At 42.9% G+C, this 26,451-nt stretch carries 20 protein-coding genes and 1 riboswitch; of the genes, 13 read left to right on the top strand and 7 right to left on the bottom strand.

Annotated features, from left to right (window positions below; genetic code table 11):
* Positions 1-131 precede the first annotated feature (131 nt).
* Positions 132-1,763, top strand: a complete 1,632-nt coding sequence (locus QYG89_RS08465) for a LysM peptidoglycan-binding domain-containing protein (protein WP_404316552.1) — start codon at positions 132-134, stop codon at positions 1,761-1,763.
* 75 nt (positions 1,764-1,838) lie between these two features.
* On the opposite strand, the gene QYG89_RS08460 is transcribed toward QYG89_RS08465, so the two are convergent.
* Positions 1,839-3,464 carry a sodium:solute symporter family protein gene (locus tag QYG89_RS08460; protein ID WP_404316551.1) on the bottom strand — a complete coding sequence of 542 codons (1,626 nt, stop codon included), beginning with the start codon at positions 3,462-3,464 and terminating at the stop codon, positions 1,839-1,841.
* A 107-nt stretch (positions 3,465-3,571) separates the two neighbouring features.
* A riboswitch (SAM riboswitch) is annotated at positions 3,572-3,671 on the bottom strand.
* A gap of 420 nt (positions 3,672-4,091) precedes the next feature.
* Here QYG89_RS08460 and QYG89_RS08455 point away from each other — a divergent pair.
* Both QYG89_RS08455 and QYG89_RS08450 read left to right on the top strand, forming a co-directional pair.
* On the top strand, positions 4,092-5,849 hold the full coding sequence (locus tag QYG89_RS08455; RefSeq protein WP_404316550.1) for an SIR2 family protein: 1,758 nt from the start codon (positions 4,092-4,094) through the stop codon (positions 5,847-5,849).
* A gap of 96 nt (positions 5,850-5,945) precedes the next feature.
* Positions 5,946-6,629: a phosphoribosylaminoimidazolesuccinocarboxamide synthase gene (locus QYG89_RS08450; RefSeq protein ID WP_404316549.1), complete on the top strand. Its 684-nt coding sequence runs from the start codon at positions 5,946-5,948 to the stop codon at positions 6,627-6,629.
* A 243-nt stretch (positions 6,630-6,872) separates the two neighbouring features.
* Here QYG89_RS08450 and QYG89_RS08445 read toward each other — a convergent pair whose 3' ends face one another.
* Positions 6,873-7,742: a cation diffusion facilitator family transporter gene (locus QYG89_RS08445; protein WP_404316548.1), complete on the bottom strand. Its 870-nt coding sequence runs from the start codon at positions 7,740-7,742 to the stop codon at positions 6,873-6,875.
* A gap of 467 nt (positions 7,743-8,209) precedes the next feature.
* On the opposite strand from QYG89_RS08445, the gene rbsK reads away from it, so the two are divergent.
* The 6 genes from rbsK to dat all read left to right on the top strand — a co-directional run bounded on the left by rbsK (position 8,210) and on the right by dat (position 14,725).
* Complete coding sequence (gene rbsK / locus QYG89_RS08440; RefSeq protein WP_404316547.1) at positions 8,210-9,088, top strand: ribokinase; 879 nt, start codon at positions 8,210-8,212, stop codon at positions 9,086-9,088.
* Between the two features lie 53 nt (positions 9,089-9,141).
* Positions 9,142-10,623, top strand: a complete 1,482-nt coding sequence (locus QYG89_RS08435) for a sugar ABC transporter ATP-binding protein (protein WP_404316546.1) — start codon at positions 9,142-9,144, stop codon at positions 10,621-10,623.
* Position 10,624: 1 nt separating this feature from the next.
* Entirely contained in the window at positions 10,625-11,575 is a 951-nt protein-coding gene (gene rbsC, locus QYG89_RS08430; protein ID WP_404316545.1) for a ribose ABC transporter permease RbsC, read from the top strand.
* A gap of 11 nt (positions 11,576-11,586) precedes the next feature.
* Positions 11,587-12,501, top strand: a complete 915-nt coding sequence (gene rbsB / locus QYG89_RS08425) for a ribose ABC transporter substrate-binding protein RbsB (RefSeq protein WP_404316544.1) — start codon at positions 11,587-11,589, stop codon at positions 12,499-12,501.
* A 230-nt stretch (positions 12,502-12,731) separates the two neighbouring features.
* Positions 12,732-13,544, top strand: coding sequence for a ZIP family metal transporter (locus QYG89_RS08420; RefSeq protein WP_404316543.1), 813 nt, complete (start codon positions 12,732-12,734; stop codon positions 13,542-13,544).
* A 347-nt stretch (positions 13,545-13,891) separates the two neighbouring features.
* Entirely contained in the window at positions 13,892-14,725 is an 834-nt protein-coding gene (gene dat / locus QYG89_RS08415) for a D-amino-acid transaminase (RefSeq protein ID WP_404316541.1), read from the top strand.
* Positions 14,726-14,786: 61 nt separating this feature from the next.
* Here dat and QYG89_RS08410 read toward each other — a convergent pair whose 3' ends face one another.
* The gene (locus QYG89_RS08410) at positions 14,787-15,260 is read right to left on the bottom strand and encodes a hypothetical protein (RefSeq protein WP_404316538.1); all 474 of its coding nucleotides are present in this window, start codon (positions 15,258-15,260) and stop codon (positions 14,787-14,789) included.
* Between the two features lie 177 nt (positions 15,261-15,437).
* On the opposite strand from QYG89_RS08410, the gene QYG89_RS08405 reads away from it, so the two are divergent.
* From QYG89_RS08405 to QYG89_RS08390, 4 genes are all read left to right on the top strand, one after another.
* On the top strand, positions 15,438-17,180 hold the full coding sequence (locus QYG89_RS08405) for a putative bifunctional diguanylate cyclase/phosphodiesterase (protein WP_404316536.1): 1,743 nt from the start codon (positions 15,438-15,440) through the stop codon (positions 17,178-17,180).
* 32 nt (positions 17,181-17,212) lie between these two features.
* Positions 17,213-18,133, top strand: a complete 921-nt coding sequence (locus QYG89_RS08400) for a GDSL-type esterase/lipase family protein (protein WP_404316534.1) — start codon at positions 17,213-17,215, stop codon at positions 18,131-18,133.
* 293 nt (positions 18,134-18,426) lie between these two features.
* Positions 18,427-19,761 (top strand): APC family permease, encoded by a 1,335-nt coding sequence (locus tag QYG89_RS08395; RefSeq protein WP_404316532.1) that lies wholly within the window; start codon positions 18,427-18,429, stop codon positions 19,759-19,761.
* A gap of 25 nt (positions 19,762-19,786) precedes the next feature.
* Positions 19,787-21,415 (top strand): amidohydrolase, encoded by a 1,629-nt coding sequence (locus QYG89_RS08390; protein WP_404316530.1) that lies wholly within the window; start codon positions 19,787-19,789, stop codon positions 21,413-21,415.
* A 66-nt stretch (positions 21,416-21,481) separates the two neighbouring features.
* On the opposite strand, the gene QYG89_RS08385 is transcribed toward QYG89_RS08390, so the two are convergent.
* The 4 genes from QYG89_RS08385 to kynA form a co-directional block, all read right to left on the bottom strand.
* Positions 21,482-22,387 (bottom strand): AEC family transporter, encoded by a 906-nt coding sequence (locus QYG89_RS08385; protein WP_404316528.1) that lies wholly within the window; start codon positions 22,385-22,387, stop codon positions 21,482-21,484.
* A 231-nt stretch (positions 22,388-22,618) separates the two neighbouring features.
* On the bottom strand, positions 22,619-24,001 hold the full coding sequence (gene gdhA, locus QYG89_RS08380) for an NADP-specific glutamate dehydrogenase (RefSeq protein ID WP_404316526.1): 1,383 nt from the start codon (positions 23,999-24,001) through the stop codon (positions 22,619-22,621).
* 222 nt (positions 24,002-24,223) lie between these two features.
* On the bottom strand, positions 24,224-25,564 hold the full coding sequence (locus tag QYG89_RS08375) for a sodium-dependent transporter (protein WP_404316524.1): 1,341 nt from the start codon (positions 25,562-25,564) through the stop codon (positions 24,224-24,226).
* Between the two features lie 30 nt (positions 25,565-25,594).
* Positions 25,595-26,437, bottom strand: a complete 843-nt coding sequence (gene kynA / locus QYG89_RS08370) for a tryptophan 2,3-dioxygenase (RefSeq protein ID WP_404316521.1) — start codon at positions 26,435-26,437, stop codon at positions 25,595-25,597.
* Positions 26,438-26,451 lie beyond the last annotated feature (14 nt).

Here is a 26,451-nt window from a genome sequence, read left to right as displayed (position 1 = left end):
TCTATTTGTCGAATTTTCTGTTTCGTTGTAATATCTCTCTTTGTAGGAAATATTTTCTCTAATAGTAAATCTTATTCAGGGTTTTTCGCTCATAAGGGGAAATCATTTGTAGGGGAAAAGAAGGGGTAGTCATGATGAAAGTTATAGGGGAAACACGGCAGGAGCGAATTGTCAGATCAAAAAAAATAAAAGAACACCAGCGAAACTCCAAGCTGATTGGTGCCACTTTGGCCATGTCACTGACAGCAGCATCTGTTTTTGTACAGCCGAAAGAGGCAGGGGCGTGTGACTGTGCAGAATCATATACGGTGAAAGCGGGAGACACACTGTATTCATTGGCGAAGAAGTATCAGGTATCAGTTGAGCAGCTTCAAGGAAAAAATGGCTTAACGACAAGCTCATTGAAGGTTGGACAGCAGATTATCGTTCCGTATAGGGATAATAATGGACAGCTGCTGCACTTGACTGGGAAAACGGAAGAAGTTGAAGAAAGTAGGGTGGAATCATCCTCCAGCTCACAGTTACAAGAAGCGGAGAATGCTTATACTAATTCCAATATAGCGGAGACAGAAAAGGTCTCAGGACAAACTAGAGAGCTTAAGGATAAACAGATAGTGAATCAACCTGCAGTTAAGACTGAACAGGCAGTTGAAGCATCTACTCATGTAAATATTAAGCAGGGACAGGTTAAAAAGGTTCTAGGTTCAAGCGATTTGTATGAAGAAGGAAAAAAAGAGAGAAGAACGGCGGTAAAAATGGAGCAGGAAGTAAAGCTCGTGATCAATGCGCCATCGGGTATTCACATTGTTCAATCAGGTGACAATCTTTGGAGTTTGTCTAAAAAGTTTGGTGTAACAGTAGATAAGATCAAGAAAGATAATCAGCTAAAATCCGATGCGCTCAAAATCGGGCAGAAGCTCATTATTACAAAACAAGCAGGCACATCTGCTAAGCCAGCTCCTGATAAAAAAACGGACAATCCGCCAGCAAAAGGCTCCTCTGTCGTTACTTATATTGTGAAGTCAGGCGATACACTTTGGAATACTGGGAAAAAATATGGTGTGCCGTTTGAAAAGATTATGAAGGATAATCATCTAAAATCGGATCGCTTAACCATTGGACAAAAGCTACTTATATATACAGAGAAACCAGCAGAAAATAAAAAAGAGCCAGGCGAAATACCCGGCCAAAAAATAAACAATGAGCCAAAAACGGCTTCCTCTATCATTTATATCGTCAAAACTGGCGACAGTTTATGGAATATATCAAAAAAATATAATGTTTCCATTGAAAAGTTATTAAAAGATAATGAATTGACATCTACTTTTTTATCGATTGGCCAAAAGTTAGTGATTAATCGAGATTCAAGCGATAGACAAATGGGTAATAAGCAGGCGCCGGCAAAAATAGCCGCTGCTACGTATAAAGTAGCAGCAGGCGACACGATTTATTCGTTGGCTGAACGCTTTAATACAAGTGTTGAACAGTTGATGAAGATCAATCAAATGAAGCAGCCGATTGTACTTATCGGTAACGAATTGAAAGTCCCAGCGGAACTTATTGTACAGCATAGTGGTAAAGTAATTGGGGCTGTTGATTCTACTTCGATTGAAGTCATAATACAAGGAAAAGCCATCGCCATGGAAGTTTCCTATGGTACATCTCAACACTATCAGAAGTGGCAAAACAAGTCGGTGACGTTAACCTATGTAAAGGGAACGAGTTCAAAACGCCCAGCACTTATTCGTGTTGAAGCTCTTTAAGATACGGTTCCATTAACACAGCCGTCCCTGTTTAGCTTTTCGGCTAAACAGGGACGGCTGTTTTTTTAGATAGCATTAATGAGAAGAAGCTTTTAACGGCAGCTCCCGTGTGCTTAATTTGCCTTTTTTCAAAAACAGCATCGTGCAGAAAAACAGAGAGAGTGTCACGATAAATAAGGCAAGACCGACTAGCCCTTTTGCGTAGAGCGAAGAAAAGTTCAAAGCTGTTAAGCCGGCTGTTACCGCGGCGGTGATGAATAAATACATGCCTGTTCGGGCTTGCGCACGGGAGGCATACACTTTCAATTCAGCTGCTTGTTCTATGAGTGTCACAATGACTAAAGTGAACATATTAGCAATCATTCCTGGCCACACAGGATGGGTTTGCAGGAAGAATTGAGTGGTTTCCCAGCTGCCTAGATGATACCAGAGCAGCCCAGTTGTTGTGCCGACGACCATAGATGAGATAACTGCTCGTGGCGTAGCTAACGGCCAAAAAAGAGCGGCTACAGCCGGAGCAAATGTGGCTGAGTTTCTCGTCACCCAGGCGAGTACATTCCACCAGGCTGACTGCTCTGCCCGGAGCGTAGCAAGGATAATCATTTCAACTGTTAAAATAGCTAATGCCCATTTCGTATAGCGGATGTACGTATGTTCATCACGTCCTGGGAACAGGGCTTCTCCTACATCTTTTCCGAGACTAGTAGCTCCTGAGAATTGGCACGGTGCTCCCCAGCTTAGAGCACAAGCCCAAAAACCGAGGAAAAACAGTGCGACGAGCGGAGCAGGCAAGACTTCAAGCAAATAATGAGGAATGGCGATCAGACCGACACTTCCATCTGGTACAACGATAGCAGCGGCAAGGCCAAAAATGACGGCTCCGATAATTAACGGAACGCCGAGAATGGCTCCCCATAAAAGCCCCTTTTTCCCTTCTTCAACGGTTTTACAAGATAAAGCCATTTGAAAGGCAGCTTGTGCCAGTACAATGTTAACGAGAAATGTGCCGAACCAGGCAACAATCGTTTGGATCCCGACGCTTGAATAAGAGAACATTTCAGGTTTCGCTTCAGCGAACTGCTTTAAGCCATCCAATCCGGGATTAATGAAAAAGGCCACAAACCCGACTGTCAGCATGACGTAAAACATAATGGTATTAAACATTTGCGTATAGCCTATGGCCCACATTCCGCCAAACTGTAAATAGGCAAAGAGCAGAATAGCAGTAATAATGACGGCAGTCAGTAGGGAAACTCCCGTAAATACATGTAGAGCAGATGCGAACGCTAAGGCTGTGGCCACAGACCACATTGGGAAAGCAAAAGCGGTAATGGCTCCTCCGAGTGCCCTCGCCTTGTTTCCAAAACGATCACCAATCAGCCCGGAAATGGTGACGACTAATTTTTTTCGGAACGGTCCGATAAATAAAAAGGCAATTAACAAAACCTGTACTGTTTCCGCTACACCATACCAGACAGCAGACACGCCCCTTAAGTAAGACAGTTCAATAATAGCGATAAAAGAAGAACCAGAAAATAAGCCGGTAATACATACAGCAACGAAAAACGCATTGAAATTGCGGCCCCCCACAAAATAACCGTTTCCGCTATTCGCTTTCCGTACCGTATATCGCCCAATTCCAATTAACAATAATGTATAAGCCAGCGCTAAACCAACAAACCAAAAACCAACACTCGTCAAATTTATTCACCCTTTCTGTAAAATATTGATTTTTTTCATTATTCTTTAAAGCAGCAATACAAATGCCCCCTTCGTTAGTAAGAAGAGGGTTAATGGTTCGTTCCGTCTTCTTATCTTTCAGAGTGTAATCTGCTGGATGTAGCACCTTGTATGGAACAGGTTGCTGAGATGTCATAGGGCCAGTCCCTCGATCTCTCTTGATAAGATTTTCACTATTTAATTAATTTGTATAATAAATCAATAAAACATATAAGTCAAATAGGTTTAATTGATTTTGGGGTTTTTAGATCAAAAGGCATATGGTTGTTTTTTACATACTGGGAATTGGGAAGATCATTAAATCTGTTAATATAGTAGGGAACAGAAGCAATTCTCCGCCTAAGACAAGTGGAAAACGCCATAACATCCGTACAAGATAAAGGTTTTATGTAATTTCATTGTGAAAATCCTTTACAAGTATAACAGCAGGGCATATTCCATAAGTATATTAGATAAGCAGGATACAAGTATCTAATATGTATTTTTTGAACCCTGAGATGATGAATGTATTGAACATAAGTACACAAGGGAAAAATGAATAGCGGTATCATATATTCGGTAAGCTGGTTTAAAAAAGGGGGGCATGAAATGGATGAGCAATTGTTGTCTTTAGCTTTCTCGGTGGAAGCGAATAAAGGAGTATATGCCCTGCTCTTAGGCTCAGGTATTTCTTATGCAGCGGGCATACCGACCGGCCGCGGGATTGTTCGTGAGCTTTGTCGGAGGATTATGCACGTAAATGGTGCAGACGAACAGGATCCGATGGACTGGTATGAAAAAAAGTATGGAAAAGTTCCTTTATACAATGAAGTCATTGAACTATTGGCAAAAACATCGTCTGAACGGAATGGATTGTTGAAAGAGTTTTTTGAACCGACGCTTGAAGAAGTGGAACAAAGGCAGAAAACTCCAACTGATGCTCATCGTGCCATTGCGAAGCTCGTTCAGCGCGGCTATATCAAAGTGATTGTTACGACAAACTTTGACCGTTTGCTGGAACATTCGCTTGATGAACACAGCGTGCAGTACCAGACGCTGTACCATGAGTCTGATATTGAAGGCATGAAGCCGCTGGCACACGCAGATTGTACAGTATTGAAAGTAAATGGCGACTATCGGGATACCCGCTTTAAAAATGTGACAGATGAGCTGAATAACTATACGGTGCCATTTGCCCAGCTTCTGCGGCGGGTATTTGATGAATACGGCGTAATCGTGTCGGGATGGTCAGCCGATTGGGATATTGCGCTCCGGGAACTGATTAAATCGGTGAAAGGCCGTCGTTATTCATGGTACTGGCATGCTTTTTCGGAAAAGTTAACACCACATGCCGATGAGCTGATCAGTTTTCGGGATGCAAGCAAGTTGATTGACCCAAAAGGGGCCGATCACTTTTTTACGGAACTGTATGAAAATGTAATAAATATTGCCAAAGTAAAAAAAGTGAGTCCAGAGAATATTCAAGTGAAAATGAAACGGCTGAAACGATATATTCAAGATAAAAGGGAAATTGAATTGAGAGAAATGTTGACGGAACATACGAAAGAGGTTGTTTCCTTTTTGTTTGAACAGCCCTATACAAAAGAAGCAGCCATTGAATCTGCGTCTATTCGCAGTCAAACGGCTGCTGAAAAAAGCAGAACACTCGCTATGCTCGTTGCTGTCATGGCTTATTATATGAAAACACCGGAGCAGGGGGAGCTGTTAATTCAGACAGCAGAGCGGCTGACCGGATCAAGACATCACAATGGCGACCCGCTTCTATTAGCGACACAGGGAATCCCGCTTCACGCCGTTTTTTACAGTATTGGCATTAGTGCGGTTATGAAGAAAAACTATCAATTACTGAATAAGCTGTTTACATTGCCCAATGTGCAAGACCCCCATCGTCATCAACTTTCTTTTTTAGCCTACACTTCCCCTCATATGGAGCTGGATCCATTGTTTGAACAAGTCTCAGAAGGGAAGATGCGGCTTGCACCGGCGGAAACGTATTTTACTTATCCTTATTTGAAAAGTGTGTTCATTGAAACAAAGCTCGCATTTGATGAACAGGAATTTGCCAATCATTTTGATTTGTTTGGGCTGTTAAGGGCAATTAAGTACCGCTATATGAACGAAAAAGGAAATACGAGCGGAAAGTTCGGCTATAAAACGAATAGGGAGCACCTGATTCGCTTTTTAAATGAGGGGGCAGAGACAGAACATTGGCCCGTACTCGTCATTTGCGATGGATCGAAGGAGAAGTTCACTGCTTCTCTCGAAAAGTTAGCGGAGGATTTGAATAAGAAAGACGGATTTCACGGACAAGGATTGCTGCATGCCTACACAAAATTTGATGAATGAGAAAATGGGAGGAAAATATTTTTCTCCTATTAATTTTTTTTTCAAAATCGTGCATAATAAAAGAGGTTTTAGAAACTGAAAAAGGGGTTGACCTTTGTGAAACATGTTTACACGGGTAAGACAAAAGATGTATACGAGCTTGAGGACGGGAACTATTTATTAAAGTTTAAAGATGACGTAACAGGAGAGAACGGTGTATTTGATCCTGGAGCTAATACGGTCGGCTTGACGATGGAAGGTGCGGGACAAGCTGGACTTAGATTAACAAAATACTTTTTTGAGATTTTAAAAGAAAAAGGCATCCCTACGCATTACATTGATGCGAATGTTGAAGAAGCAACGATGACGGTTCAACCAGCAACTGTCTTTGGCAAGGGCCTTGAAGTGATTTGCCGCTATCGGGCAGTTGGCAGTTTCCTGCGCCGTTACGGTATGTATGCTGAAGAAGGACAGCCGCTTGATGCATTTGTGGAAGTAACATTGAAGGATGATGAGCGGCAGGACCCGCCGATTTCAGAAGATGCACTTGATATGCTGGGCATCCTTTCTCACGATGAGTATAAAGAGTTAAAAGATATCACACAACAAATTGCTGCTACAGTGAAAGAAGAGCTGGCTAAAAAAGAAATAGATTTATATGATATTAAATTTGAATTTGGACGCGCGAAAGACGGACAAGTCATCTTGATTGACGAAATTTCCGGCGGGAATATGAGAGCCTATAAACAAGGGGAATACATCGAGCCGCTTAAATTAGAAAAGCTAATGATGGAAAAGTAAGACAAAGGCGCTTTAAATATGTTTTTTAGGTAAATGATCATGCAGCTTTGCCATGAAATATAAAGAAAGAAGGATCGAGAAAAGATCCTTCTTTTTTTTGTACTTAGGTTATGTGAATGACTATTGTTAATGTTAGCTCTTTGTTGATTGGACCGCCTGCAGCGGAAATCAACAAGAGAGTGTAACAAAGCTTTTGAAAAACAGTGATAACGCGTAAAAAAGGGCTTTGCTTATTAATGGTGATTAACTGCTGGCAGGTTCAATATGAATGACTGCGTCTTGGATGTTGTATTTTTCCAATAAAATCTCTTCAATATGTTCAGTAATCAAGTGGCTTTCGACAACATTCAGATGCGGATCAACAGTTATAGTGACATCGACAAGTGTGAAATTTCCATGCATGCGGGCCTTTACGCTGCATACTTGCTGCACATCAGGGACACGGGCAATGGTTTGATGTATTTCTTCCAAAAGGTCTTGATCAAAGCCATCTGTTAATGTATGTGTTGCCTGCTTGAAAATTTCCCATGCTGTTTTGATAATGATAAGTCCGACAATGAAAGCTGTTAACGTATCGAGCCAGCTTAGTCCGAATTGAGAGCCGACAATACCGATGAATGCTCCGATGCTCACTAAGGCGTCAGAACGGTTGTCTTGAGCAGCTGCCATCATTGCTTGGCTGTTGATTCTTTTGGCTAAGCGATGATTATACCGATATACGATGTACATGACACCCGCACTAAATACCGCCGTCCAGGCTGTAAGCATGTTAGGTGTGTCTTCTTCTTTTGAAAAAAAGGAATAGCCTGCGTCATAGAGAACTTGGAAACCAACGGTAATCATAATAAAAGCAGCAACGAGCGAGGCGATCGTTTCCGCACGAAAGTGTCCATAATGGTGATCTTCATCGGGGGGCTTGCGGGCAATTTTTAATCCGATGAGTATAGCGATTGAGGCAGCAACATCAGTTGAATTATTGAGCCCGTCCGCCTGTAAAGCTTTTGAATGGCCGATGTATCCGACAATCAGCTTCAGTAAAGCAAGAAAAATGTAGGCTGCAATACTAAGCCAGGCCCCTTTCTCTCCTTGTTTTAACTCTTTATAAGTATCCATTCTATGCCTCCGAAACGTGTCTTCTTTCATTAAGCATATCAGTTGAAATTTGAGTGAGTCTAGAGCAACAGGATTGCAGCAGGTGAACTTTTCTGTGCTGATTAAATAGAATTGAATGAAGTGAAAGAAAAAATGGACTTGGGCTGTTGATAAATGCTCGCTTTCTTCGTTGCTCATGACCCTTATAGTCACTCCGCTTCTCGGCAGGTTTCACGCCTCGGAAGACAAACATTTTCAATCAGTCTAAGACGATCTAAAGTAGATTATGTGAAAATGGGTATAACAGTTATAAATGAAGCAATGAATCAATCATTTAATCAAGGGATAGCTGTTGAAGTGGTTTTTTGGGCATTAAATGGGAAAAGCTATACATGATGAAGATACGCGCAGCGGTAAATAAAAAAGAGTGATCCATTTAAATAAATGTAGCGTTTGCAGAAAAAATCCAATAAAGAAGGTGAAGAAGGATGGTTAAGGTAGTAGTCATTGGCAGTTCATCCATGGACTTGGTCGTTACGTCGTCTAAACGTCCAGGAGCGGGAGAAACGGTAATTGGTGAGTCATTTAAGACGGTTCCCGGCGGTAAGGGAGCCAATCAAGCCGTAGCTGCGGCCAGGCTCGGAGCAGAAGTGTATATGATTGGCTGTGTCGGCGGCGATCATTATGGGAAAGCAATGATCAAAAACTTTCACGATCATGGAGTAATAACAAAGTATGTCGAGACAATTGCCGAGATGGAAAGCGGCACGGCCCATATTATTCTGGCAGAAGGAGATAATAGCATTGTTGTTGTCAAAGGTGCAAATGATGCGGTGATTCCGGCTTATGTTCAGCGTGCGAAGCCGATCATTCAACAAGCCGATATCGTTTTAATTCAGCAGGAGATCCCTGAAGAAACAGTCGAATATACGGCGGATGTTTGCAAGGAACTTGGCGTGCCTCTGTTATTAAACCCGGCACCCGCCCGCCCGATTAGTGAAAACGTCATTGAGAAAGCCACGTTCATTACGCCTAATGAGCATGAAGCAGCGTTGTTATTTATGGAAGTCAGCCAAGAAGCGGCATTGAAAAAATATCCTGAAAAAGTGTTTATTACAGAAGGTGCACAAGGCGTTCGTTATTTTAACGGAGAACAGGAAGTGATTATCCCTTCTTATCAGGTGGAAGCAGTAGACACGACAGGAGCAGGAGATACGTTTAATGCGGCATTTGCCATCGCTTTGGCAGAAGGAAAAACGATTGAAGGAAGTCTTCGCTTTGCTAACCGTGCGGCTTCGTTATCAGTGACGAAGTTCGGTGCGCAAGGAGGCATGCCGTCAAGGAAAGAAGTAGAGGAGACGTTATAACTGGAAAGCTCAGCATGTGGAACGGACCTATCTTCTAGAAAGAGGTGAATGTGATGAAAATTGAAATGAAAAACATTCATAAAGCGTTTGGAGCGAATAAAGTGCTGACGGGTGTTGATTTTGAATTGCGCCCTGGCGAAGTTCATGCACTGATGGGGGAGAACGGGGCGGGGAAATCAACACTCATGAATATATTAACGGGTCTTCATCAGCGGGATGAAGGAGCGATTGTCATTAATGGCGAGGAGCGTTCTTTTTCTAGCCCGAAAGAAGCAGAAGAAGGCGGAATTGCTTTTATTCATCAGGAGTTAAACATTTGGCCAGATATGACCGTGCTGGAAAATCTATTCATTGGCCGCGAGCGAAAAAATGCATTTGGATTACTAAAAACGAAGGAAATGGAAAAATTGGCGCAAGAGCAGTTTAAAGAGTTGTCTGTCGCCATTCCGCTAAAACAAGAAGCAGGGCTATGCTCGGTCGGTCAGCGGCAAATGATTGAGATTGCCAAAGCGTTAGTGACGAATGCTGAGGTCATCATTATGGATGAGCCGACAGCTGCTTTAACGGAAAGGGAAATCTCCAAGCTGTTTGAGGTGATTGAAGCTCTGCGCAAGCAAGGAGTATCCATTGTCTACATTTCCCACCGGATGGAAGAGATTTTTACGATATGTGACCGTATTACGGTCATGCGTGATGGCAAAACAGTCGATACAAAAAGAATTCAGGAAACGAACTTTGACGAAGTTGTTAAAAAAATGGTTGGACGTGAACTTGAAGACCGCTTTCCTGTACGTCATTCTTCTCATGGGGAGGTTGTGTTAGAAGTAAGAGATTTTACAAGGAAAGGTGCATTTGAGAACATCAGTTTTTCGGTGAGGTCGGGTGAAATCATTGGCATTTCAGGCTTAATGGGTGCTGGCCGCACGGAAATCGTACGGGCGATTTTCGGTCTTGACCGAATCGACAGCGGCGAACTGTATATCGATGGAAAAAAAGAGATTATTGACTCACCGAACGAAGCTGTTAAAAAAGGAATCGGTTTTATTACAGAAGACAGGAAAGACGAAGGGCTTGTCCTTGACTTTTCCATTCGTGAAAATATTGCCCTCCCAAGTGTACAGAGCTTTGCTCCAAAAGGAGTGATCGATCAGAAAAACGAGCAGGAATTTGTTGAGATGCTCATTCAACGGCTGACTATTAAAACGGAATCAGCGGAAACGAGTGCCAAAAATTTATCAGGCGGCAACCAGCAAAAAGTAGTACTCGCTAAATGGATCGGAACGGGACCGAAAGTGCTGATTCTCGATGAACCGACGAGAGGTGTAGATGTCGGGGCAAAACGGGAAATTTATTCACTGATGAATGAATTGACCGACCGGGGAGTAGCCATTGTTATGGTCTCTTCCGAATTGCCGGAAATACTAGGAATGAGCGATCGGATCCTCGTCGTCCTCGAAGGGAAAATCAGCGGAGAGTTAGTGAGAGAAGAAGCGACGCAGGAGAGAATTATGACGTTTGCAACAGGAGGGCAATAAGATGGACAAAACCGGTGTAAAACCATTCAAAGACCTGACACACAAACTCGGTCCGCTGCTTGGACTTATTATTTTAATTTTGATCGTCTCGATTTTAAATCCTAGTTTCTTAGCTCCTTTAAATATTTTAAATTTGTTAAGGCAAGTAGCGATTAATGCATTAATTGCTTATGGAATGACGTTTGTCATTTTAACAGGCGGCATCGATTTGTCAGTCGGCTCTATTTTAGCTCTGTCTAGTGCATTAATGGCTGGAATGATGGTTTCGGGTATGGATCCGATCTTGGCCATTCTAATTGGATGCTTACTGGGAGCGGTCATGGGTGCCGTCAATGGCCTGTTAATTACAAAAGGAAAAATGGCCCCATTTATTGCTACATTAGCAACGATGACGATTTACCGGGGATTAACGCTCGTCTATACAAATGGAAATCCGATTACCGGTCTCGGCGACAGCTATTTATTTCAATTGTTCGGCCGTGGTTATTTTCTAGGTATTCCAGTGCCTGCCGTAACGATGCTGCTTGCTTTCGCTGTTCTTTGGGTGATTCTTCATAAAACCCCTTTTGGCCGTAAAACGTATGCGATCGGCGGCAACGAAAAAGCCGCCTGGATTTCAGGCATTAAAGTGCAGAGAGTGAAAATGATGATTTATTCATTAGCTGGCTTGCTTGCTGCTTTAGCCGGAGCGATCTTAACCTCGCGTCTCAATTCGGCTCAGCCGACAGCGGGCACGTCTTATGAATTAGATGCCATCGCCGCTGTTGTTCTTGGCGGGACAAGTCTTTCTGGCGGCCGCGGACTAATCATTGGCACGCTCATTGGTGCATTAATCATTGGAACTTTAAATAACGGTCTCAATATATTGGGTGTCTCTTCCTTTTTCCAAATGGTCGTTAAAGGGATTGTCATCGTCATTGCTGTTTTAATCGACCGTAAAAAAGCTGCATAGGAGGGACCACAGTGAAAAAATTATGGATCATCCTGTTATCGTTGTCGCTCGTTATACTGGGGGGCTGCTCACTCCAACCGCCTCAATGGGCCAAACCGGCGAAAAAAGATAAGCTTGAAGACATTAAGATTGGCTTATCCGTCTCGACATTAAATAACCCGTTCTTCGTTTCACTGAAAGATGGGGTAGTCAAAGAGGCAAAAAAGCATGGCATGGCAACCATTATCATTGATGCTCAGAATGACTCAGCTAAACAAATTAACGACGTAGAGGACCTGATTCAAAAAGGGGTCGATGTCCTGCTTATTAATCCGACTGATTCATCGGCGATCTCTACAGCTGTGCAGTCAGCGAATGCGATTGGCATTCCTGTGATCACATTGGACCGTTCCGCAGATAAAGGCGAGGTCGTTACACTTGTTGCTTCTGACAATGTAAAGGGCGGTCAAATGGCTGGCAGCTTGATCGTTGATCAGCTTGGAGAAGGAGCAAAAGTCGCTGAGCTTGAAGGTGTACCCGGTGCATCAGCGACACGGGAACGCGGCAAAGGCTTCCACTTAGTAGCCGATAAAAAACTAAAAGTGGTCGCAAAACAGACGGCCAACTTTGACCGGACACAAGGGTTGAATGTAATGGAAAATTTGCTCCAAGGAAACCCTGATATCCAAGCCGTATTTGCCCACAACGACGAAATGGCGCTCGGAGCGATGGAAGCTATCGCAAGTTCCGGCAAAGATATTCTCGTCATCGGATTCGATGGAAATGAAGATGCGATCAAGTCCGTGCAGGCTGGCCAGCTGGCAGCAACCGTGGCACAACAGCCAGAACTCATCGGCCAGCTCTCCGTCAAGGCAGCTGGTGACGCATTAAAAGGAACAAAGGTTGAAAAAGTAATTCCTGCACCGCTAAAAATGGTGACGAAATGAGAAAAAGCCGGCAGAGAGGGTACATCCACTTTGCCGGTTTTGTTGTTCTATCTAAAATTTGAAGTCACTTATTCATTTCACAGCTAATAAACTAATTTAGACAGCAGCCCCCGATTCCAATCAATATTTGGAGTTGACAACAAAAGTTTGCCTGATGCAAAATAAAGGTACTATCAACGTAAATGTGTCACGAGAAAACGATAATGTTTTGTCAGAAAGGAAGAGTGCTTATGTTAATGGATTGGTTCACAGAATTGAATCCGTCTATACAGGCGCTGTTTGGCGGTTTACTGACGTGGGGATTAACGGCGCTTGGAGCATCTATTGTCTTTTTCTTTCGCCGAATTAATCAAAGTGTGATGAATATGATGCTAGGTTTTGCTGCCGGTGTGATGATTGCTGCCTCTTTCTGGTCCCTTTTGGCACCTGCGATTGAATTTAGTGAACAAAATGGGCAGATTTCGTGGCTTCCGCCTGCGATTGGTTTTTTGCTTGGCGGCTTCTTTATTCGGCTTCTTGATTTCGTCGTTCCTCATCTCGATTCCAACATAGTGGAGGAAGCGGAAGGACCGAAGACGGGATTGTCGAAGACGACGTTACTTTTTTTAGCGATTACGCTTCACAATATTCCAGAGGGGCTTGCGATTGGTGTGGCATTTGGAGCGGCGGGAATAGGGCTTGGCGATGCGTCCATTGTCGGTGCTTTAGGCCTTGCGATTGGAATCGGCCTTCAAAATATGCCGGAAGGAGCAGCCCTTTCTGTGCCCCTGCGAGGTGAAGGACTGTCGCGGCTGAAAGCTTTTAACTATGGCCAGTTGTCAGCCATTGTAGAGCCGATTGCTGCCGTGGTCGGAGCGGCTGCTGTCCTTGCTATACAGCCCATTATGCCTTACGCACTCGCATTTGCGGCTGGTGCTATGATCTTTGTAGTGGTGGAACAGCTGATTCCGCAGTCGCAGGCAAGTGGAAGCAAAGACTTGGCAACGCTCGGTCTTATGGCAGGGTTTACGGTCATGATGATATTGGATGTGGCTCTTGGCTGATCCGGAACTGGTATTCAAGGAGTCGGCCTCATAAGTGATACACGCTATACAATGTATCACTTATGAGTTTTTTTATTAAGCTATATTAATGACTATTGTTGATTGGAATGGACAGCGAGCCCCAGGGGAATCAGCAGGGCAGCTTAACGAAGCATGTATTAAAATGGTTTTATCGGTTTTTCAAATACGTGAAACAAGTGTAAGTCAGCAATGGAAAACTAATGATTGGCACATACATACGAAGAATAGCGAAACTTCAAGTGGCCATCCATTTCATGTATAATCAAAAGGATAAGATCTCATGATTTCCAAAAAATGATAAAGTTCATTAAAAGGAGGTACTGATCATGGCATTAGCATATTTTAATGGGAACATTGTTGACATGGATGATCCGGTTATTCCGATTGAGGAGCGGGGACATCAGTTTGGCGATGGCGTATATGAAGTGATTCGTTTCTATCAAGGGAAGCCGTTCATGATGAGAGAGCATCTTGAACGCTTATATACAAGTGCAAAAGCCATTAGGCTGGAGATCGGCAAACAGCAGAACGAATTAGAAACTTTAATGCTCGAATTAGCAGCGAAAAGCGGTTTAGAGAATGCAGATCTTTATATGCAGGCGACGAGAGGGGTGGCACCAAGAAACCACTTGTTTCCGAAATGCCCGGCTTCGATTTCTATAACGGTTAAACCTTCCCGTGAATTGCCGCAGGATGTCCGCAAGCAGGGAGTGCAGGTCGTATTGCTGCCGGACGAGCGCTGGCAAAATTGCTACATTAAGTCGCTGAATTTATTGCCGAACATTTTAGCGAAACAGGAGGCGTTTGAGCAAGGCTGTTTTGAAGCAGTGCTCGTGCGCGATGGCTTCATTATGGAAGGATCCAGTACCAATATGTTTATTGTAAAGGATGGGAAGGTGCAGACGACGCCGCTTTCGAATTATATTTTGGCTGGAATTACGCGTTTGGCAGTAAAGAGAATAGCAGAGGAATTACAAGTTCCATTTGTGGAAAAGCCATTTACGCCTGAAGAGCTGCTTCAAGCAGACGAAGTTTTTCTAACGAGTACGACATCGGAAGTGTTAGCAGTCACATCTGCGGATGGCCGACAGATTGGAAGTGGATGTCCCGGACCTGTCACTAGGAAGTTATATGAACATTTTCAATTAAAAGTAAAATGAATAAAGCAAGGAGACTGACTCCTATTTGATTATTCCTCTGCGTGAGAGTCAGTCTTTTTGATTAAGTTAATGGCCGGAAGCCTTCTTCATCTAAATATTGTGCCGCTTCCCCGTACGAATTGAACGTGCCGTCCAGGTTTAAACCAGCGTACACATTCCACATGTCGTCTTCTTCAATGAGCATAAGTGTTTGCCCATCTTCATTTATCCACTTTTCTTCAATAGCTTCTCCCGCAATTGCCGCTTCTTCCGTTGTTCTCGGTGAAAGTGATTGAATCGACTCATGAATAATTTTTCGCAATTCTTCTGCTGAAAAATCCCGGATATTTACCATGCCTTTAGCATCGGTCTCATAGCCAGCTAATTCACCCCCATAGACAAAGCCGTTACCATTTGGGTGAAGATGATAGACGATGTTCTTTTTTTCGGTGACGCTGTCAGCAAATTGAAAGTTCACTCGACCGAGGGAAACATCTTTCCGATCCAATTGAGGAAAAGATTCGATAATCGATAGTTTTTCGTTAAAATTCAGCATAATGCCTCCAATTTTTAAAAATAAGATAAATGCTTATTATACCATACCCTTCTTATTACTATTTCTTGCTTTTCATGACTTTAGTACTTACTTTTCGAGTTTTCTTTGGTAAAATAGAAGAAAAATGTAATATTTCGTAAAAACATTTGTTAGTTCATATATAGAGGAGAAATAATCATGAATTCATCTATAAAGGGCAGCGTGGAAGAGAAACAGAATGACTTTCATCAAGCAGAAGCGTTTGCTAGTTTGATCAGTGCTATGACTCCACTAAACATAGAAATTTTAAACGCTTTGCCAGTTCATGTCTTTTTGGAAGATCGAAGCGGGCGCACAGTGTTTGCTAACAGAATAGCCTGTGAAAAAAATGGAAAAACATTGGATGAACTCATTGGAAAGACGGTGTTTGATTTTTTCTCACCTGCTGTCGCTGAAAAAGTACGCCGTCATGATGTACAAACGTGGCAGGACAAGCAGTTAAGAATGAGAGAAACGATCGTGGATTTTAATGGCGTACCGACTCATATGCTGGCAGGTACGACTATTATCCAAGATGAACAAACAGGTGAAGAATATTTGCTCGGTTTTTCATTTGATATTAGTGAGCGTGTAGAGGCTGAAGAAAAACTAGAGAAACTTGCCTTTTACGATCCGCTTACAGGTCTTCCGAACCGCCGTTACGTGGAGCACCGCGGAAACCAGTATTTAAAGAGCCGGCAAAACAGTGTATCGGCCCTGCTCGTTTTTGACTTGGACTATTTTAAAAAAATTAATGACAGTCTTGGACATGAAGCGGGAGACTTGCTTCTTAAGGAAACGGCTAACCGCTTGAGAACACTAGAAGCGGAAAACATTCTGGCTGCACGTGTCAGCGGAGATGAATTTGCTCTTCTTGTGTCAGGAGCCGGCCACATGGATGAAGTATCCATGCTTTGTGAAAAGTTACTGGCACTGTTTCAGAAGCCATTTATTGTGCTTGGTAAAAAAGTGCCCATGTCCGCAAGTATAGGTGTCAGTGTATGGCCTAGAGATGGAAAGGATATTCACTCGCTCTTAATTCATGCTGATATCGCTGTCAATTCCTTAAAGAGTAAAGGAAGGAACGACTATCGATTTTATGATGCTTCTATGAAAGAATCTGCTCACCGGCGGCTAGAAAAAGAGATTTCTCTTTCCCTAGGTCTGGAGAATGAGGAATTTATCCTTCACTATCAGCCTAAAGTGCATATAAGTACTAGGGAAGTATACGGCATGGAGGCGTTAGTACGCTGGAATAGTGAAAAAGGATTGATCTATCCGGGGGATTTTATCGAACTGGCAGAGGAAACAGGGCTGATCGTTCCATTGGGAGAATGGGTATTGCGGGAAGCATGCCGCCAATGCAAAGAATGGCATGAAATGGGGTATACTCATTTAAAGATAAGTGTCAACGTATCAGCTGTACAATTTCAAAAACAAAACTTTGCAGAAGTGACTGCCCGCATTTTAAGGGAAACAGGTCTCGAACCAAGTGCGCTTGAGCTAGAGTTAACCGAAAGCACAGTGATGGAAAGACCGCAGGAAGCTGCAGTCATTCTTTTACGCCTGCAGCAGCTCGGAGTGGCGATTTCTATTGATGATTTTGGCACCGGTTTTTCTTCGTTCAGTTATTTAAAGCAGTTTCCGATGAATGCTTTAAAGATTGATCGTTCGTTTATTCAAAACATTGAAGAGGGAAAGGCAGATGCGGCAATTGCTAAAGCGATGATCGGCCTTGCCCGCAACCTACATTTAATGATCGTGGCTGAAGGGGTAGAAAACGAAAAGCAGATGGCTATTTTACAAGAAGCAGATTGTGATGCTGCCCAAGGCTATTTTCTCAGCCGCCCGCTTGATGCTGATGCCTTCTTGGCCTACTTGGAAAGCAGCAAAGTAAACTGATATGTCCAGTTGAAAGGGAAAGGCAGGATTTTATGAAAAAACGAATTTCTCTAAATGTACTGGTAGTTTTTCTGCTGGCGGCATCCATTCTCCCTATAAATGTTAAGGCCGCCGGCATTCATTATGCAGCACTGGGAGACTCTTTGGCCGCCGGTCAAACACCTCATAAAGAAATTGGTGTAAGTTATACAGATCTCATTGCGATTGCATTACAGCAGAATGGCCAATTGTCCAGTTTTTCAAAGGAGCTGGCATTTCCGGGCTATTCCACAGAACAAGTATTAAAGCAGCTAGAAAAGAAAGAAGCACAGGCCGTTATTCGGCAGGCGAACCTTATTACGATTTCCGCCGGAGCGAATGATGTGCTGCCGCTTATTCAAAATGATGCCGTGCGGGGAATGTTAAGCTATGAAGCCATTCCGGTATCATTTGCTTTAAATCGTGTACGCAAAAACTATATAAACATATTTGAAAAAGTGAAGGAAATAAACCCGCATGCACAGGTGTATGCAATCGGTTATTATTTTCCCTACCCACACGTAAAAGATGGACAAAAACCATCTGTAGCTGGACAGCTTGACCTTTTAAATAAAATTATTAAGCAGGAAGCGGAAAAAGCTGGTGCTTACTTTGTTCCTGTAGCCGGCCGGTTCGGAACGAATGCCGACTCGCTGATTCCAAATCCCGGAGATGTGCATCCAGCACTTAGTGGTTATTTGGAAATGGCCAATAGCTTTCTCCAAGTGTACGCTCCTGGAAGTCCATCTATTCCATCCAGCATACTATCCCAATTGCCGGCACCCATTCCTTTTTCTAAGCTGAAAAAAGTACAGCCTGCGCAATCAGAAAAACAGAAACCCGCTGAGAAAGAAGAAAAACAAAAGAAGAGAACAACAGATCAAACCGCTGCATCAGAGACGGTTAAAGGGTGCAAGCGGGGGGAGTACATGTAAATAGTGTCCTGTAAGAGGTCGATCCTCCGATTTTAGAATAAATGAAACACAGTCATAACAGCCGCTTAACTTCGTTAGGGGCTGTTTTTTGTCGTTATGTTTCATGGGTTTCTTTAAAATGGGATGGCTTATTGTTTTTCAATCAATACCCCTTTTTTTATTCCAATATGAATAATTTATGAAAAAACGAATACACTTTGAGGTCTAAACAAGGGAAATGTGTATTTCTTACTGCGTTAAAAATTGGCACAATATTTGCAATAATCAATCAAATGGACTAAAGGGGGGAGTTTATGTTGCAGACGAAAGGAATGAATCGATCGCTGACACTCGTTCACGTTGTTTTATTTGGCTTTTCGTTTATGGCACTTGCTACAGTTTTCAGTACGTATGGAATTGCTGCTGAATTATCGCATGGGATGGTCCCTGGAGCTTACTTGATTGCTTTAATTGTGATGCTTTTTACTGCATATAGTTACGGTCAGATGTCCAAAGCGATTCCATCGGCTGGTTCCGCTTATGCATATACACAAAAATCGATCAGCCCGTATGTTGGCTTTCTTGTCGGCTGGGCCATTCTAATGGATTACTTGTTTATCCCAATGGTGAACTATTTACTATTTGGTTTGTTCTTTTCTGCAGCTTTTCCAAGTGTTCCGAATTATGTATGGGTGCTAGGGCTGCTTACGTTAGTTACTGTCATTAACGTAAGAGGCGTAAAGCTGGCGACAAAGGCTAATGCTTTTATCACGATTTTTGCTGTAACATTTATCATTCTGTTTGTAGGCTTGTCTATTAAAGAGATTTTAAGCGGGACAGGCACAGGCACCCTTTTATCTTTGAAACCGTTTTATAATTCTGAAGAACCGATCTCATTTATTGTCACAGGGGCTGCTCTTTTATGTTTTTCATTTCTTGGATTTGATTCAGCTACAGCGTTCGCAGAGGAAACAGTTCAGCCAGAGAAAACAATTCCGCGTGCTGTGTTTATTATTACGCTCGTCGGAGGAGCCGTCTTTATTACTGTTTCTTACTTTGCTCAAAACGTCTGGCCGTCATATAACACATTTACAAACCCCGATTCTGCCGCTCATGAGATTATTACATTAGTCGGCGGTAAAACCTTTGCGTCCGCTTTTCTTGCAGTTTATGCGGTTACTGCATTCGGCTCCGCCATGTCTTCACAGGCAAGTGCTTCCCGCGTCCTGTATGCGATGGGCCGGGATGGTCAGCTCCCTAAAAAGTTCTTTAGCACTTTACATTCGAAATATAACACCCCTGTCAATAACATCTTATTGATTAGTGCAATTTCATTGCTTGCCTTGTTTTTGAGCTTATCGCTCGTTGCTTCATTTATTAATTTTGGCGCCTTTCTTGCATTTACAAGTGTGAACATCGCTGTAATTGCTTATTATTTTATTCGGAAAAAACAACGTTCTTTAAAAGGGACATTGCTTTATTTAATCATTCCCGCTATTGGAGCGCTGCTTGATTTGTGGCTGCTTATTAATCTGGATACTTATTCAAAAATACTTGGAGGAATTTGGTTTGCGCTCGGCTTCATCTACTTACTCGTTCTCACAAAAGGGCTTAGACAGAAGCCGCCTGAAATGGATTTATCAGCTTAATAGTTAAAAATAAAGGAGAAAAACAATGACAAAAGCAGATGTAATTATAATCAGTGATGCCGTTTTTACTGGATTAAAGGACAAACCGGAGCCTTTAGCTGTTGCTGTAAAGGATCATAAAATTTTGGCAGTCGATCTAAAAGAAAAGATAGCTAATTTTAAAGACGAACAAACAAAAGTGATAGATGTCGGCAATAAACTCGTTATGCCGGGCTTTCATGATGCACATTTGCATATCATGCTCGGCAGCTTATTCAGCCATTACTGTGTATCTTTGGCAGATGTGAAATCAGCTGAGGAGGCCGCTTCTGTAGTAAGAGAATATGCTGAAAGTCAGCCTGATCGCCCCTGGATTATTGGTACTGGCTGGGATCACACAGCATGGGATCAAAAGGAGTTTCCAGATCGCTGGGTATTAGACCAGGAGTTTCCTCATCGCCCTGTGATGCTGCTGCATGCGGAAGGGCACTACGGATGGGTGAACTCAAAGGCTCTTGAAATTGCGGGGATCACAAGAGAGACGAAAAATCCTGAATATGGGATTATTTATAAAGACGGTAACGGAGAGCCTACTGGTATTTTAATTGAAACAGCGATTGCTTTAGCAGCTGACTTTGCCTATGATTTTCCAAAAGGGCAGCTCCGGGACATGGTGGACCAGTTCTTGCAGCATGCGGCAAAGCTTGGTGTAACATCTGTCAATGATTTATATGCGAGCCGTGCACATGAAAAACTGGAAGCTTATTCTGTTTATAAGGAGTTTGAAGAGGAAGGGAAGTTATCCTGCCGGTTCCATCTTTATCCGCCGTTGAATGGAGATCTGGAACAAGCGAAGAAACTTAGAGAACAATATTCCTCGGATAAGCTTCGATTAGCAGGGTTAAAACAATTCATTGATGGAGTAGTCACGGGTTATACAGCCTATATGCTGGATCCTTATACAGACAAGCCAGAGACAAAGGGAGAGACCGCCTACACTGCTGAGCAACTGGAGGTGTGGGTAACAGAAGCCGATAAAGAAGGTTTTCAAATTCGTTTTCACACGATTGGCGACGGCGCCGTTCGTCTCGGATTGGACTTATATGAAAAGGCCCAGCAAGTGAATGGCCGGCGTGATGCCCGTCACGCTCTTGAGCATATTGAAGTCATTGCACCGGAAGATATCACGCGCTTTAAAGAGCTAGGCGTTATGCCTTCCATTCAGCCTTATCATATGGCTTTGATGCCAAGAGAAAGTCATACAACTCGTGTAGGGGAAGAAAAGCAGCCGTACATTTATCCAAATGCCTCTTTACTGAGATCAGGCGCTGAAGTGTCCTACAGCAGTGATTATCCGATCGTTCCTCTTGAACCGATGATTGAAATTTATCATGCAGTGACAAGAAAAGACTTCACGCTCAATGAGACATGGAATGAGCAAGAACGGGTAACGTTGGCTGAAGCTTTAAAGGCTTATACTTCAGGTTCCGCCTATAGTGTGTTTCGAGAGAATGAGCTCGGTACGATTGAAACAAACAAACTCGCTGATCTGATCGTATTGGATCGAAATTTATTTGAAGTGCCTCAACAGGAAATTCTTGAAACAGAAGTAGAGATTACATTTATGAATGGTGAAATTGTGTGGGAAAAAACATCTGTAGCTGTTTCAAAGTAATTGAGAAGGATGAAAAGGGAAGCAAGCAGCGGTTTTAAAAATGAATAAACGGCTGCTTGCCATACGTCAAACTCCTAAATAAAAAAGCATCACCGGGATGGTTGCAATACTTAATAGCGTTGTCACGAGCGTGGTAAATGAAACGAGGTCAGGTTCTGTGCCGAATTGGATAGCAAACATTGTCGTGTTAGCCGCGGCTGGCATGGCAGCTTGCAAGATTAAGACATCTTTTAACAGCTCGTTAACAGGCATAAAAGCGGCAATGGCAACTGCAAGGACAGGTGAGGCAAACAGCCGAATGAGCGTAACGGCAGAAACATACCGATAAGCCACTCTTTTTCTAGCAATAACAGCAAGCTGCATCCCGAGGACAAGCATCACTGTTGGGATGGAAGCATCTGCAATTAAACTGATCGCTTCCATAAATGTTTTCGGAATATGTATAGATAAGAGCTGTAAGGCAACACCAGCCAGTGCGCCGTGAATAACAGGCATGCGGATGACACGTTTGAGCGAGTCCGTTAAAGAGGCTTCTTCTTGCCCGCCAATCGATGCGAAAAAGAGTCCGATCGTGTTCATCAGAAACGATTGAAATACCATCATAATGACGGCATAATCAAAGCCCGCTGCTCCGAAGGCAAAAAGAACAACGGGCGCCCCGTAATTTCCGCTGTTCATGAAAGCACCGCCGAGCATCATAGCTGACATTTGTGGTTTTGATGCTTTCATCAAGTAGCCCGTCAGGCCAACGATCAACACAAGCCCGAAACAAAGGACGAGACAAAACCAAATAATATAGAAGTACTCCATCGTTAGCTCATTCGTATAAAAGGTTCGGAAAGCTAAGAACGGCGACATAATATAAAGGGCAGCCATTGAAATGGAGCGAATGTCGAACCCGATTATTTTTTGGCCAAGGAAGCCGGTAAAAAAGATCATAAAGGCTGGCAATACAATCATCAGTAATTCCACTAATAAGTCATCTCCGTCTAGTCAGCATTTTCTTCATCGTAACAGAAACAGCTAGTTCAGACTAGATTCATAGAAAAGAAAGAATGAGAAGATCTTATGAACCTTAGGAAACGTAAACAAAGCTGTTAAAACGACGAACAACAGGTGAAACGCATAAGTACGTTGAAATAAAAAAGCCAGGCGGCTCCATTGTGCAAGGAGATGCCCAGCTTGTATCAGCTAGCTTCTTTTTCAAACAATCCCTTGATCGAGCATGGCATCGGCTACTTTTACAAATCCAGCGATGTTTGCTCCGATGACAAAGTTGCCCTCATAACCAAATTCGGCAGCTGCTTCGACGCAGCTGTTGTAAATATTTTTCATGATCATGTGAAGCTTTTGATCCACGTCTTCAAATGACCATGGCATGCGCGAGCTATTTTGTGCCATTTCAAGTGCAGAGACGGCAACACCGCCGGCATTAGCCGCTTTTGCAGGGGCAAAGAGAATTCCTTTTTCTAAGAAGACGTCTATCGCTTCGAGTGTGGATGGCATATTTGCTCCTTCTCCCACTGCTTTTACTCCGTTTCCGACGAGCATGCGGGCTGCATCTCCGTTAATTTCGTTTTGAGTCGCGCAAGGAAGGGCGATGTCACAAGGGATTCTCCAGATGCCTGAGCAGCCTTCTACATATTCGGCTTGCGGATGTTCATTGACATATTCACTAATCCGTTTTCTTTCTTGTTCTTTAAGACGTTTGACAGTGGCCAGATTGATCCCATTTGGATCGAAAATATAGCCGTTAGAATCACTGCAGGCGATGACTTTCGCTCCAAGCTGTGTTGCTTTTTCGATGGCGTAGATAGAGACGTTTCCTGAACCGGATACAACGACCTTGCTGCCGTTAAAGGTTAGGTCATTATCTTTCAACATTTCTTCTACGAAATACACCGCACCGTAACCTGTTGCTTCTTTTCTTGCTAAGCTGCCGCCGTAGCTGACGCCTTTTCCAGTAATGACGCCGGCATGATAAGCATTTTGCAGACGTTTGTATTGTCCGAACATAAAGCCGATTTCACGGGCGCCGACACCAATGTCGCCGGCAGGTACGTCTGTATCTGGACCGATGTGGTTAGCGAGTTCTGTCATAAAGCTTTGTGTAAAACGCATCACTTCGCCATCTGATTTACCTTTCGGATCAAAGTCCGATCCGCCTTTCCCGCCGCCGATCGGCTGACCTGTTAGGGAATTTTTAAAAATTTGTTCAAAACCTAAAAATTTGATAATACTTGCGTTAACAGAAGGATGAAAGCGAAGGCCGCCTTTATATGGCCCGAGGGCACTGCTATATTGAACACGATAGCCGCGGTTGACATGAACTTTTCCTTCATCATCAACCCATGGCACACGGAACGTGATCATGCGCTCTGGCTCAACGATCCGTTCTAAAATGCCGTATTGCATATATTTTGGATATTTAGCAAACACAGGTACGAGTGAATCAAAGATTTCTTTTACAGCTTGATGAAATTCATCTTCGCTTGGGTTTCGTCTTTGAACGGCATTGTATACACCGTTTACATAGTCTTTTGCAATTTGCATACTTTTATTGGCTGTCTCTTGTGTGAATGCCATTTTCATCTCTCCCACCCGTTTAAAGAATTTTTTGAATAGTTAATATTATCTCCACCATTTATCTTACGGCATACTAAATTATATCGTCAATGCCATTAATATATGCAATTAATGCCGAATTGAGATGAAATAAAAAGAAGCTGCCTCATAAAGGTTTGACACCTTAGTTTTGAGGCAGCTTCTTTGCGGGATTCCGTATTTTACTTTTGAGTAAAGAAATCATTAATCGAACAGGCCAAGCATGTTAATAAAAACAATGATAATGGTTAGCGGCACGAGCCATTTCATCAGCAGGAGCCACGTAGAATATGGTCCTAAACCGAATCGGCGGCCGAGCATAAACTCTTCTTTAACAAGTTCGCGGTTCATTCGCCAGGAGATAAATAAGGCGATTAATAAATTCCCCAGCGGCAGAAGAATATTGCTTACGAGATAATCAGTCGCATCAAAAACCGTTTTGTTTAAAAACTGGACATCCGCAAGCAGGCTGGATGAAAGGGCTGCTGGAATACCGGCGAAAAAAACGATCGTGCCGGCAATGACAGCGAGTTTCTTTCTTGAAGAACCGTTTTTCAAAAAAGCAGCTACGATAATTTCCAATAGGCTGAACGAGGAGGTTAAGGTAGCAAATAAAAACAGTACAAGAAAGACAAGCAAAAATAGTTCTCCAAAGGGCATTTGCGAAAATACCGAAGGCAGTACAATAAATAACAATCCGGGGCCTTCTGCAGGTTCAAAACCAAATGCGAAAACAACTGGAAAAATGGCTAAGCCGGCAAGAACAGAAACAAAAATATTCATCAGTGCAACAGAACCGGCAGACACGGGAATGCTGACATCTTTATTTAAATAAGAACTGTATGTCACCATACAGGAGAACCCAACAGCTAGTGAAAAAAATGACTGTCCGAGTGCATACAGAACCGCTTCCGCTGTCATTTTGGAAAAGTCAGGTTTCAGAAAAAAGCGCACGCCTTCCATCGCGCCGTCTAGTGTTAATGAACGAAATACAAGGACGATAAAAAACAAGAACAAAAGCGGCATCATATATTTACTTGCTTTTTCAATGCCGTTTTGTACACCAGAAGCAATGACAATGATGTTAATGATCAAAAAAGCAGCAAGACCGCCGATCGTAATAGAAGGAGAGCTGATTGTTTGTCCGAACAAAGTGCCGTAGTCTGCTCCTTCATTAATCACTTGGCCGCCGAGTGCCATTACTGTGTAAATAAGTACCCATCCTCCTACTACGCTGTAAAAGGAGAGCAAAAGAAAGCATCCGGCAACACCTAGTTTACCAGTGATTGTCCAGAAGCTGTCAGGAGCAAGTTTTTTATATGAACTTACCGCTTCCTTACCGGAGCCGCGGCCGATAATAAACTCGGAAATCAGCATCGGCAATCCAATTAATAAAGTAAATAAAATAAACAATAAAAGGAAGGCGCCGCCCCCGCTTTGCCCGGTTACATAAGGGAACTTCCAAATGGCGCCGAGTCCAATCGCTGCCCCGGCTGAAGATAAAATAAAGCCGAGACGGGACGACCATTGTTCTTTTTTCTCCATAAACATATTCACCTTTTCTCTATTAAAAAGTCAGAGCTTCGTGCGTAAATCCCACAGTTCCGGAAAAAAGCGATGATCAAGCACGTTCTGTAAATATTGTACACCTGATGAGCCGCCTGTACCCCTCTTAAATCCAATAATTCTTTCAACTGTTTTCATATGGCGAAAGCGCCATTGCTGAAGCCAGTCTTCTATGTCGATCAGTTTTTCAGCCAATTGATACAAGTCCCAATAAGTTTTCACATCATTGTATACGTTCAGCCAAGCGGCTTCAACTGTTGGGTCCCCTGTATAGGTGATAGAGTAATCACGTTTGAGTAAATCGGGATTGATCCGAAAGCCGGCGCGGGAAAGGGCTTCGATGGCGGCATCGTAAATGCTTGGTGAACGATAATCCTTTTCTAATATAGCATGAAGTGCAGGGTCTTTCTGATAAATTGTTAAAATATGAGGTGTTTTATAGCCAAGTAGAAATTCAATCTGTCTATGCTGATAAGACTGGAATCCGGAAGCCTGCCCCAGTTTGCCGCGGAATTCCATATACTCAGAAGGGGTCATGGTAGATAGGACATCCCAAGCTTGAATGATTTGAGTTTGGATTTTTGACACGCGTGCCAGCATTTTAAAGGCTGGCTGAAGCTCATTTTTTTGAATGGAGGAAACGGCGCTTTTCATTTCATGAATAATCAGCTTCATCCATAACTCGCTTACATGATGGATAATAATAAACAGCATTTCGTCATGGTGATCAGATAAGCGCTGCTGGGAAGAAAGAAGTTGATCTAATTTCAAGTATTCTCCGTAGGTCATGTGATGAGTGAAATCTGTATGAATGGATGTTTCTTTTGAGGAGTTCTTTTTTTGGGCTGTCATATTTGATCTTCCTT

This window comes from Bacillus lumedeiriae, assembly GCF_044891285.1.
In the GTDB taxonomy this organism is placed as follows: domain Bacteria; phylum Bacillota; class Bacilli; order Bacillales; family Domibacillaceae; genus Pseudobacillus; species Pseudobacillus lumedeiriae.
Note: the sequence above shows the minus strand (reverse complement) of the source record. Positions and strands in the feature narration are given on the sequence as shown.